This window comes from Nitrosomonas sp., assembly GCA_031316255.1.
In the GTDB taxonomy this organism is placed as follows: domain Bacteria; phylum Pseudomonadota; class Gammaproteobacteria; order Burkholderiales; family Nitrosomonadaceae; genus Nitrosomonas.
On record JALDQW010000001.1, the window covers coordinates 3,252,309 to 3,264,853 of the forward strand.

General features: G+C 46.8%; 8 protein-coding genes. 4 read left to right on the top strand and 4 right to left on the bottom strand.

What is annotated here, in order from left to right:
- Window positions 1-18 precede the first annotated feature (18 nt).
- Together MRK00_14415 and MRK00_14420 are read right to left on the bottom strand one after the other, a co-directional pair.
- Window positions 19-351 carry a hypothetical protein gene (locus tag MRK00_14415; protein ID MDR4518560.1) on the bottom strand — a complete coding sequence of 111 codons (333 nt, stop codon included), beginning with the start codon at window positions 349-351 and terminating at the stop codon, window positions 19-21.
- Window positions 332-571 carry a hypothetical protein gene (locus MRK00_14420; GenBank protein ID MDR4518561.1) on the bottom strand — a complete coding sequence of 80 codons (240 nt, stop codon included), beginning with the start codon at window positions 569-571 and terminating at the stop codon, window positions 332-334. Before MRK00_14420 ends, MRK00_14415 begins: the two co-directional genes overlap by 20 nt.
- A gap of 443 nt (window positions 572-1,014) precedes the next feature.
- On the opposite strand from MRK00_14420, the gene MRK00_14425 reads away from it, so the two are divergent.
- From MRK00_14425 to MRK00_14440, 4 genes are all read left to right on the top strand, one after another.
- Window positions 1,015-3,228 carry an RNA-binding transcriptional accessory protein gene (locus MRK00_14425; protein ID MDR4518562.1) on the top strand — a complete coding sequence of 738 codons (2,214 nt, stop codon included), beginning with the start codon at window positions 1,015-1,017 and terminating at the stop codon, window positions 3,226-3,228.
- Window positions 3,229-3,405: 177 nt separating this feature from the next.
- Complete coding sequence (locus MRK00_14430) at window positions 3,406-3,879, top strand: DUF2141 domain-containing protein (protein MDR4518563.1); 474 nt, start codon at window positions 3,406-3,408, stop codon at window positions 3,877-3,879.
- Window positions 3,880-3,913: 34 nt separating this feature from the next.
- Window positions 3,914-5,293, top strand: coding sequence for a toll/interleukin-1 receptor domain-containing protein (locus MRK00_14435; GenBank protein MDR4518564.1), 1,380 nt, complete (start codon window positions 3,914-3,916; stop codon window positions 5,291-5,293).
- Window positions 5,294-5,306: 13 nt separating this feature from the next.
- Complete coding sequence (locus tag MRK00_14440; GenBank protein MDR4518565.1) at window positions 5,307-8,846, top strand: hypothetical protein; 3,540 nt, start codon at window positions 5,307-5,309, stop codon at window positions 8,844-8,846.
- 3 nt (window positions 8,847-8,849) lie between these two features.
- Here the strand turns inward: MRK00_14440 and MRK00_14445 are convergent, their stop codons facing one another.
- Together MRK00_14445 and MRK00_14450 are read right to left on the bottom strand one after the other, a co-directional pair.
- A complete protein-coding gene (locus tag MRK00_14445; GenBank protein MDR4518566.1) occupies window positions 8,850-10,682 on the bottom strand; it encodes a hypothetical protein in 1,833 nt (610 codons plus the stop codon).
- Window positions 10,579-12,531 carry an ATP-dependent DNA helicase gene (locus tag MRK00_14450; protein MDR4518567.1) on the bottom strand — a complete coding sequence of 651 codons (1,953 nt, stop codon included), beginning with the start codon at window positions 12,529-12,531 and terminating at the stop codon, window positions 10,579-10,581. The genes MRK00_14445 and MRK00_14450 overlap by 104 nt, the downstream gene beginning before the upstream one ends.
- Window positions 12,532-12,545: the final 14 nt, after the last annotated feature.

Here is a 12,545-nt window from a genome sequence, read left to right on the forward strand (position 1 = left end):
CACATCAATGCCGTTCCATTAGTGGTTAAATGCACTTTCCGATTCAAAAAAATTGCCTAAAATAGACTTTATATAGGCTATGTCATAATTAGCTGTTGAAACTGTCTTGTTTTCCCAAAAGACTCGAGGACACTGCTTGATTTCGGCGTCAACATGTTCAACGATTTTCTCAAACACAATATCAATCCGGGTTCTGCGCTCCAGTCCTGCGCAAGCCGTTTTGCTTAAATCCTCGCCACAATCACTGCAGGTCTTTACACTAACAACGGTCACGGTTTCACGGGTACGCCGGTTATTCAATGGTGCGCCACGTAATTGCCTGTCTTTGCGTTTACTGCACGGGATCGTCATCCTGCCTGGCTGTTTGGGAAGATGGAATACCGGTGTTTTTGCTTGTCTTGGGTGTGAGGCGTTCCTGAAAGATAGACAGAATCAAATCAATGACCAAAAGCATTCTATGCATTAAAGTTTGTACTTCAGGAGCTATCTTGCCTTGGCTTTGCAATTGCTCAAAATTAGCTTTTATAGTGTCGATTTGTTTCCGAACACTGATCTTATCAATATTGGCCATTGAATAATCGCATTGAAGTCACTAATATAATGATAACATGAGTTTTTTTGACCGATCGCAAGCCAGTTTGCACTACGTCTCAGAGAAATTTTAGCTTTTAATCTGCCCCAGAGCGTTACAATCGATTAGATACGAATCTGAAGCGAATAAAAAACAATAATTCGCCAAGGTATGAGATTTGAGCTCCTCCCATCCCAAAACCTGTCAAGTTTTTTTAGGATTTTTTAGGGGGCAAGTAGTTACAATAAATGATCACTAAGTGCTTGTGATGCTTCTGAAGGACAATTATGCAAAACTGTTGAATATTGCTACAGCATAATCGATATTAATCACTATAAACAGTATGTTATAATATAACTAGTGAACATCTTTGTGGAGCTTTTCAAATTTGATAAAGTAAAACCGTCCATCAAAAAAAAATTTATTCTATGAATACAATGTCCATGCCGCCATCCATCGAACACCGCCTTGCTCTAGAAATTGATATAAAACCAACACAGATCAAATCCACCATCAAACTATTGGACGATGGCGCAACGGTACCATTTATTGCACGATATCGTAAAGAAATGACCGGTGGATTGACTGATGTGCAACTACGCTTGCTGAATAACCGCCTGCAGACCTTGCGTGAGCTCGAGAAAAGACGCGCTGCAATTATTGCAACGATTGAAAAGCAAAACAAAATGACACCTGCATTAAGTCAAGCCATTACCCGAGCGGAAGACAAGGCGACATTGGAAGACTTGTATTTGCCCTATCGGAATAAACGCCGCACAAAAGCACAAATGGCAATTGAAGCCGGTTTAGAACCGCTGGCAAGCAAACTGCTGAACAATCCGGATTTATATCCGGCAATAGAAGCGGCAAAATTTCTGAAAGCAGCTTTTACCACCGAAGAAGGCGACCATCCAGGCATTGCCAGTACAGAAGAAGCATTGGAAGGCGCTCGACAGATATTAATCGAATGGTTTGCTGAACATGCTCGATTGCTGCAAAAATTGCGCAGCTATCTACAGAGGCATGGAATGCTGACAGCAAAAGCGACTCAGGCCCAAAAAGATATCGATACCAAATTCCTCGATTATCATCACTATACAGAAGCGATCAGTAAAATACCATCACACCGCGCACTGGCATTATTTCGCGGCGAACGTGAAGGCGTCTTAAAACTAAAGTTGTCTCTGGATTCCGAGATCGAACAAAAAAAATCCGGTGCACTATTCAATCCGTGTGAATCTTTGATTGCACAGCAATTTAAAATTCATAATCAAAACCGCCCTGCGGATACCTGGTTGATTGAAACCGTTCATTCGAGCTGGCGTAACAAAATTTGTGCGCACCTGGAAACCGAATTCAAGCAGCAACTGTCAGAACGCGCGGAAACCGAAGCCATCCAGATTTTCGCACAAAACCTGAAATCACTGCTGCTCGCGCCACCTGCAGGACCGCATATTACAATCGGTCTAGATCCAGGATTTAGAACCGGCGTAAAAGTAGCCGTTGTAGACATGACGGGAAAAGTACTATCGACAACCACCATTTATCCACATCCACCACAAAATAACCGGGATACTGCGATTGAAATCTTAAAACAGTTGGCTGAACGGCATCATGCATCGCTGGTTGCTATCGGCAATGGCACAGCATCACGGGAAACCGACCAACTGGTCAAAGATTTGATCAAAAGACATCCGCATCTCAAGTTGACTGCACTGATGGTATCGGAGGCCGGCGCCTCGGTTTATTCGGCTTCCGAACTTGCTGTTGTGGAATTACCTGAATTAGATGTGTCGTTGCGTGGCGCGGTGTCGATTGCACGACGCTTGCAGGATCCATTGGCCGAACTGGTCAAAATCGATCCCAAATCAATTGGTGTCGGCCAGTACCAACATGACGTCAATCAGAAACAATTAGCACAGTCACTTGACGCTATAGTGGAAGACAGCGTCAACGCTGTCGGTGTAAATGTCAACACAGCTTCAGCAGCACTGCTGCAATATGTTGCCGGACTTAACAGTAAAATTGCACGCAATATCATCGCCTACCGTAATGAAAATGGTAGTTTTTCCCGGCGCAGCGATTTGTTAAAAACCCCTGGTCTCGGCGAAAAGACCTTTGAGCAGGCTGCCGGGTTTTTGCGTATCCTACATGGTGCGGACCCACTGGATGCCACAGCCGTACACCCTGAATCGTATTCACTTGTCAAGCGCATTCTGGCTGATGTCAAACTGGGTGTTGCTGAACTGACTGGAAATCATACAATTCTAAAATCAATTCGACCGGAAAAATATATTACCGATCAATTCGGTTTGCCAACTGTCAAAGACATCCTGAACGAACTTGATAAACCCGGACGCGACCCCCGCGCCACCTTTACTTCGGCGTCCTTCAAAGAAGGTATCGAATCCATCAAGGATTTACATCCCGGGATGTCGCTCGAGGGTGTTATCACCAACGTTACTGCATTTGGTGCATTTGTCGATATCGGGGTACACCAGGATGGATTGGTACATATTTCCGCGTTGTCTGACAAGTTCGTCAAAGACCCGCACGCGGTTGTCAAAGTCGGTCAAGTCGTCAAAATCAGCGTTCTAAATGTAGATGAAAAACGCAAACGCATTGCATTGACAATGCGAAAAGACCAGAAATATTAAAGGGCGTCTCTGTCTCTAAAAATCCAAGCAACAAATTCTTGTTGCAGAAATTTTTCTACAGAAATTTTTTGTGGTATTTTTGAAGTCACGTAATATATATGATTGTCCATGAGGCTTGGGAAAATGAATTATAGTAGTTTGCGCGCTTATTATCAGTGCTTAAAAGTTAGAAGTTTAATGCTTATTTTTATTTTCAACCTCGTATTAGCACCATTTGCCGTTGCCAATAAACACCTGGACATCCGTCCTCATGAAGCGCCTGATCCTTGCAATCCAGATATCGCACAGGTCAGAGTTACGATTAACGGAGTCGGCTCAGGCGGAATTTTAAGTGTAGAGCTTTATCATGACCCGGACAATTTTTTGTATAAAAAGGGACGCACAAAACGTATTCGTATTCCTGCTTCCGAGGGCCAGCATAAAGTCTGTTTCAATCTTGAGAAACTGGGCACGTACGCCGTTGCGGCCTACCACGATGTCAACGGTAACCGTAAACTCAATAAAAAATGGAACATGATGCCCGAGGAACCTTTCGGGTTGTCAAATAATCCGGAACAACGTTTTGGATTTCCGAAATTCAGTGAATCAGCATTTAACACGGATGAACACGGCGCTGACATTACGATTGATCTACAACAACCGCCCAAGTAAAACCACGTATTTTACTGCTTGAAACGGCAGCATAATGGACGAAAAAAACTGGGACCGGTTATTTAGGCGAATTGAAGATGGCCTTGTTGTGCCTGTTCTTGGACAGCAGATACTGTCCTACGGAGACAACAATAGCACCCTGCAAGTACGGATAGCCCACGATCTTTTGCAACAGAATGATATCGCACCCGATTCCGTTTCATTGACACCGTTCAATGAACTCAACGATGCTGTCGTTCTAATCAAGAAACAGCAAACGTATGATATACAAGATTTATACGCCGATATTCATGACGCCATCAAGAATCTGACAACAGGTCCAAATACAGCAATCCCGGCACCAGTTCAGCAAATTGCAGCAATCACTGCGTTTCAGTTGTATATCACACTCACACCCGACGACCAGCTTGCCCGTTGCCTGCGCGATCGCTGTGCGGTCAATGAAATTATTTATTCACCTTACTTACCGACAAGCGAAGGAACAGATTTACCATCCGACTGGCAAACCCGACATGGTGAGGCACAACTGTTATATCTGTTCGGCAAATCACGTGCTGCACCCATGTTTGCCGTACATGACGAAGATTTATTAGAATATGTGCACAATATTATCGCCCGCGGCAGTCACGTTCCGATCAGGTTTCTGGATGAACTGCAACAACGCAGCCTCTTGCTGATCGGGTGTAATTTCCCTGAGTGGCTCTGTCGCTTTTTCCTGCGACTGGCAAAACAGGGACGATTGTTGGATACGCAGCGAAAACGTGAATGGCTCATTGAAAACAAACTTCTCGACAAGAACCTGATTTATTTTCTGGAAAGTTACAGCTCCGGCACCAAAGTTATTTCAGATATCTCACCGATTGCCTTCATCGCTGAATTACATCAGCGCTGGTTGGCAAGAAACAAAATATCTGAGCCGGTTGTTCCTCAGCAAGCTGAGAATATGCCTCGCAGCGCTTTGTTCTTCATCAGTTACTCCCGCATCACTGACAGTAAAGCTGCGGTTAAACTGATTAAATCATTGCAGTCTCAGGGTGTCGCATCCCATGAAATCTGGTTTGATAAAAATTCAATTGAACCGGGTAATGATCTGCGAACGCGCATCCTGAACGGCATTCGGACCTGTCGGTATTTTATTCCGCTGATATCCAAATCGGCTGATGCAGTAGATGAAAAATATTTCCGTCGCGAATGGCATGAAGCCATCGATAGAAGTAAAGCGATACAAGGGCGAACGTTTATTTTTCCAATCGTTGTCGACCAAGCTTTCAAACTTGAAGAATTCCGGCGCATTCCACATGAATTTATGGAGTTGCTCATCGGTCATGCCCCCGCTGGCGAACCAAACGAACAAACCCTTGTTGCGCTGAAAAAATTAATCCGCAGCGAACGCCTAAATCAGGAGCATGCCTGAGCCATGTCGATCCATGACTGCAAATTCGTCTAATTCAATTTCCGGGGCAATATCTGCCGACACAGGAAGACCGGAATCTGTTCAACTCAACGATCAGCATCCTTGGCCTGGGCTTGCATCCTATGACGAGTCATCGAGCAGTTATTTTTTCGGCCGTACAGATGAAGCCAGAGAATTATTGCGCATGGTTCGGCTCGCACCACTCACCGTACTATATGGGAAATCTGGACTCGGCAAAACTTCCTTGCTACAAGCTGGCTTTTATCCGTTATTGCGTGCAGCACACTATTTCCCGATTCATTTACGGCTCGATTACAGTCCTTCTGCGGAGCTGCCTCCGTTACAACAAGCAGCAAAAAAACTGCAAACCGCCTTGGCAGCTATACAGGCAGACCACACGCCGTGGCATGACAACGAAAATCTATGGCGCTATCTGCACCGGCGTGATCTGGAAATCTGGAGCCACGATAACTACCCGTTAACCCCGGTTCTGGTTTTTGATCAATTTGAAGAAATCTTCTCGCGCGGCGCGGGAAACACCGCACATATCCAGTCAAATCTGGACAGTCTGGCGGATTTGATTGAAAACCGCATTCCGACCGAATTAACAGAAAATCTTGCGAACAGGGATCGGACACCTCCACTTGATCTGATGTCTCAACGCTATCGTATTGTACTGGCATTTCGCGAGGATTTTCTTCCAGAAATGGAAAGCTGGAAAGAACGGGTTCCCTCTCTTTTACGCAACCGGCTGAGGCTATTGCCAATGAATCGTGAACGCGCTATTGATGCAGTAGCCAGCGCGGGTGCTGCCGTACTGGCGCCAGATGTGGCAGAATCGCTGGTCAATTTCGTCGGTAATTTGGAGTCTGATTCGTCCGGCACAGTAACAGTTATCGAGCCCGTTCTGTTGAGTTTATGTTGTTACCAGCTAAATCAGCGACGATCGCCAACCGGCAAAATTGACTTAACACTGCTAAAACAGGCTGGGCAGGATATTTTGCAGGATTTTTACGATGAAGCCCTACACGGCATGCCTGAACATGTCGCAAAATTCATCGAGGACCATCTTATTCAGGGCAATCAGTATCGCGGCAGCTATCCTGTCGATCAAGCGATTCAGGATGGTTTTATCACGCGAAAACAACTTTCTTTTCTAGCTGACAAATTCCGCCTGTTGCGGATTGACCAGCAGTTAGGTATTACTCGAATTGAACTCATACACGACCGGCTAGTTAGTATTGTCAGCAAAGCACGTGACAAACGCCAGCGGCAAATAGAGCATGAGCAGCTGAGAGTCAAGGAACAGGAAATACAACGCCAGCTGGCCTTCAAGAAATTAAGCCGCCTGGCGCGCAAACTGCGCGCAGCGCTATTACTTGCAGTAACCTTAGCTGTCGTTGCGGTATATGGCTGGTATTCTGCAAATCGTGAGAAAGAAAAAACTTTTCTGGCGCAAAGCAGTCTGCGTGTGGTATCGGAAAGCCTGGACATGGCCAATGGTTTACGTATTGGCGGAGATGAACGCGCTATTTTGCAACTGCTCGCAATCAATCAAATCACGCCGAATGAATATGTCGATGCAGCAATTCTGACTGTCCTGTCCAAAAAAAATGCGACTCAAAAAATCTGGAATAGCGGCAGTAGAATCAATGCCATTGCGATTAATCATCAAGGCACCCACTTTGTTTCCGCTGGCTCGGACAATTCGTTACGAATCTGGAAACATGAAGGTCAGCTCGTCAACACACGAAGAGATGCGCATCCGTGCAATCAAAAACGCGATTTCAAACAAAATTGCAGCATCCTGAACGTAGCATTTAGCCCTGATGACGCCTACATCGTAACAGCCGGCCAGGATTCGACCCTACGGTTGTGGAACGCCAGAACCCTGCAACCCATTGGTACATTTAAGGGCCATCAGGAATCCGTTACCAGTGTTGCCTTCAGCCCGGACGGCCGCCGCATTGTTTCCGGCAGTGAGGATAAAACATTGCGTATCTGGGACACCCAATCCAGGACGGAACTGGCCAGAATGCATGGCCATAAAGCGGGTGTAACCAGTGTTGCATTCAGTCCTGACGGGATGCGTGTCGTCTCTGGCAGTCGCGACAATACATTGCTTGTATGGGATGCCGTAACATTTGAAATTGTTCGTGCACCGCTCGAGGGACATAAGGACAGTATTACAAGCATCGCCTACAGCTCCGACGGATTAACGATTGTATCGAGCAGCAAGGATAAAACGCTGCGCTTATGGAATGCTCTGACGCTGGAATCAATCGGCGAGCCATTGCTGGGTCATGATGAATTCGTATGGCAGGTCGCTTTCAGTCCGGACAATTCTGCTTTTGTCTCTGCAGGTCATGACAGAACACTGCGTTTATGGAACACTGAAAATGGCGCACCGATCGGCAAGCCACTGCAAGGACATGAAGAATCGGTGATGACCGTCACCTTCAGTCCGGACGGCAAACGGATAATTTCAGGCGGTCGAGACGCGATGCTGCATATCTGGGATGCGCACGATCATCAACCAATACATTCTCAGTTGAGGGGCGGACATAAAAATTTTGTCGCCAGCGTCGCTTTCAGTCCAGACGGCCAATTTATTGTCTCCGGCAGCGACGATGCCACCGTACAGTTATGGGACGCACAAAGCGGAAACACTGTTGGCAAACCAATGAGCAAACATACCGGATCATTAAACGGTGTCGCTTTCAGTCCTGATGGCAAATGGATTGTTTCAGGAGCAAGCGATCACCTGTTATGTTTGTGGGAAACGGGAAGTCAAACACTGGTACACAAAATGACCGGGCATGAGGACGGCGTTGAAAGCGTCGCCTTTAGTCCCAACGGCCAGTATATCGCTTCAGGCAGTAAAGACAATACCGTGCGTCTGTGGGATAGACAAAGCGGCCGGCAGATCGGTGAACCGTTGACCGGCCACGACAAAATGGTGCGTGGCGTGGCATTCAGTCCCAATAGTAACGTTATCGCTTCGGCAAGCTACGACGGCACAGTACGTTTATGGAATGTGCGTAATGGCCGTCAGATTGTTGAGCTGGACGCGCATGACGATGCCGTGACCAGTGTCGCTTTCAGCCCGGATGGCAAGTATCTGGTTTCCAGCAGCAAGGATAACACATTGATCCTCTGGGACATGGCAACATATCAACCGGTCGGCGATCCATTCACCGGGCACGAAGATCGCGTCAATAGCGTGGCCTTCAGTCCCGACGGCAGACATATTGTTTCGGGAAGCAATGATACAACGTTGCGTCTGTGGAACAGAGAAACCGGACAGCAGATGGGAAAACCCATGCACGGACACGAAAAACGCATTAATAGCGTTTCCTTTAATCTGGATGGCACACGCATTGTATCCGGCAGCGATGATATGACTCTGCGCATCTGGCCGGCTGAAAACAACTGGGTGAAACAGCTGTGCGACAAGTTGACGCGCAACATGAGTCATGAGGAATGGAATGCGTGGATCTCTTCGAATATTGAATATAAAAAACAATGTCCGGACCTGCCGATTCCTCCCTGACAATCAGGCCCAGTTTTTGAAGATTTGTTCGCCTTGATGCACCACCAGCTGACTAAATGGAATAGCCCATTGCTGTCGGGTACAGACATCGACCGCAAACCGCTGCAAGTCGCGCTTGATTGCGTTGTAATCACCCGCTGCACCACCATCAAATGTCGCTATGATCTTGAAATCGAGTGACGATGTATTTGCCAGTTCAAAGTAAACCGAGAGTTTTTTTAGCGCGTGGCCGTAGGATTCCTGCAACAACCTCTGACGAATACCGTCCTCTAGAATTCCTGGAATGGATGTAGTGCATTGTGACTGGTGTTTGTAATCAATGCCAATGACACTGGTAATTAAAAAGCCTTGCGACAGGTTCTTTGGGCTGGCGCACATAAAATCCGATATGGTATACGTCTGCGGCATAGAGCCGTCACTGAGCGATAATTGTACATGCTCAAGGGTGATGCACTTGACCCAGCCGTAGCGGTCATCTGAAAGTATTACATAATCCCCTTCCTGGCAAGGAAACCAGGGCTCATTTTCCAGGTATGGCCGGGAAACATAGCTGGACAATTCAGACACGGGCAATCTTAGTTCCAAATCGGGTAAAGCAGGATTGGTCAGCTTTGTATAAACACTAAGGCGGTCTATTTTCATCGGAATACCGTTATAGTTGATACATTCACCCTCCCTGACCGCGCCGGTATTCATTAACAGTTTCAGTTCTTCGATATAGCGTGGGATGGAATTCTTGAGCACCCAGATAATACTGATCAATAGCAACACGGCAATTGCGAGTAGTATCTGATCGTCCCGAACACTCAAAACATAGAATGCAGCAGCAATTGCCAGCATGACTGTCAGGCTGTGATAAACAAGCGAGATCAAACGCTGATAATAAGACCAATGCGTGCTCTTCTGAAAGCCGATCCAGACAACAGCTTTCCAGAGTAGTTGTAATGAAAATAAAACTGCTACAAAAGTAACAATCATCATCATCAGCGTAGTGCCGCGTCCGACAATAAAGTGCTCAATATGTTCGGTCAAAGAGACTTCCCTGGCCGTTTGCGACTTGATCTTCTCATTGAACTGCAACTGTGCGACTTCCAGCAAATGGTTGCTTTCCTGCAATTCACTGCGCCATTTTTTTTCAATCTTTGCGAATTCAATCAACGTATCGGGTTCTAATGCCGCTTTATCGAATTTTGCGAAATGATTCAGTACTTCTACGATTTCCTGCGTTTTAGTCTGATATCGCGTAATCTTTTTTTTCAGATTATCCAGTTTACGCCTGTTCTCGGTCATCTGGCGCAACTCACTCAGAATCGGCTGGACAATTTCGAGCAAATCCTTTTGCCAGTCAAACTGTTTTTCTTCTTCCGGCTCCTCACTGGCCAACTCCTGTCCCGCGGTTAGAATGAGTTCAAATGACGTCTTCTGATCTTCTATGGTCCGGCTAATTTCGTCAATTTCTGATTGAATTTTATTTTTCTCCTGTTCGGATTTTGTCTTTTTCAACATGCCCAACCGTTCTTCGATTTCTTTTTTTTGCGATTGTATACTGTCGACAATATCGTTCAGCTTGCCAACGGGCAATGCTGTCAGCGCGTTCAGATTGTTTTGCGATGCAGTTTCAGCAGCTGTATTGGCTGCGACAGCATGACTATAACTCGCGAACACCCAGATCAGCATGATCTGGCCGATTATCCATAAATGATGCGTTGTTTGTTTTTTCATTTTCCCAAATCTAAGAAACTGTAGTCTGTCGTTCCGCCAGGAAAAACTGCTCAACATCGGCCAGTTGCCGGGTGCGCCGCATCGGCGGCAGGCTTTGCCAGATTTTTCGGCCATACGACTTTGTTGTCAACCGCGGATCACAAATCATCAGTACACCACGATCCGTTTCGTCCCGAATTAAACGGCCCGCGCCTTGCTTCAAACTGATCACGGCATGCGGCAATTGATATTCCATAAATGCATTGCCACCTTCTCGGTTTATTTTTTCGATGCGTGCGGACAATACAGGATCATCCGGCGGTGCAAACGGCAGCTTGTCGATAATTACCAGCGACAGTGCTTCACCGCGCACATCGATTCCTTCCCAGAAAGAATGACTGCCGATTAAAACCGCATTCTCGAGCTGACGAAAACGTTTCAGGAGCATGGAACGGGATCCATCGCCCTGCAGTAAAAGCGGATAATCAATCAGTTCGGATTCAAATGCAGCTGTTATCTGGTCATGGATCTGCTGCATGGAGCGCAAACTGGTGCATAAGAAAAACGCACGCCCTCTGCTGGCTTTCAGCACAGGCAGCGCTGCCTTGACGACATGCCCGATATAGTCCCGATGGCTGGGTTCGGGCAAGCCGGTCGGCACATAAAGCAATGCCTGTTCTTGAAAATTAAATGGACTGTCCCAACTGACAGACTGCGCTGTCACTAACCCCATTTCCCCCAGATAATGGTCAAACTGTTTTTTTACCGATAATGTAGCCGAAGTAAAAATCCAGGCCCGCGGTGTTGCACTCAACTGTCTGTTAAAAATTTCCGCAATCGATAGCGGCGTCGCGTTAAGCTGCAAGACTTTACTGTACACCTCAACCCAGCGCACAAAACCTTCCGTGTCGGCATCGTCCCGCCAGCGTTGGATCAGATTACTGTGATCATTCGCGCGGCGCCAGCAATTTTCCAGCCCTTCCGAACGCGTTGCCTGTTCCTCGAGAATAGCGTTTAATTCAGCTAGCTTTACCAATAATTCATCCAGTGCACGATGAAATGCGTTATTTTTGGTCAGCACGGACAATGAAAAACGCATATTCTCTTCGGTAATTGTCAGACGCAAATCCCTGGCGGCTTTTTCCATTGCGCCAATCGCGTCCGGCAAAGCCACACAGTCTTTAGCCGCTTGAATCGCTTCCATCTTACTGTCACGCGCCAGATCGAGCAACTGACCGGTGCTGACCGATTCACCGAAGAAAAGGCTTGCGGTTTGCGGCAACTGGTGCGCTTCGTCAAAAATCACTGTATTACACGCAGGCAGCAGTTCAGTTAGTCCCTCGTCGCGCAACATGACATCGGCGAAAAACAAATGATGATTCACCACCACGACATCTGCAGCCAATGCTTTTTTGCGCGCTTCCATCAAAAAACAGCGTTTATAATCCGGGCATTCCGAACCCAAACAATTTTCCCGCGTAGCAGTCACATGGTGCCACACCGCTGCATTTTCCGGCACCGTGTTCAGGCCGCTTTTATCGCCGTCCTTGCTGCTCATCGCATGACGCTCAATCAATTGCAAATATTTGATTTCGTCGCGATTGACAAAACTCAGGTGATTATCTTGCAGGCTCCGTTCCAGGTGATAATGGCAGATATAGTTTGCACGCCCTTTCAACAGCGCCACAGTTACCGGCACATTCAACGCCGACCGCACGTTTGGAATATCCCGATTGAACAGCTGATCCTGCAACGTTTTGGTACCAGTGGATATAATCACCTTGCCGCCTGCCAGCAAGGCAGGCACCAGATAGGCAAATGTTTTCCCCGTACCCGTCCCTGCTTCGGCAACCAGAATGCCGTTTTTATCTATGCTTTCTGCAATCGCCTTCGCCATTTCCAGCTGTGACATCCGCTCCCGGTAACCCGATATATGTTTGGACAACAGACCGTCTGGCGCAAAAACCGATTTGAGATCGAACATGAAGAAAAAAATTA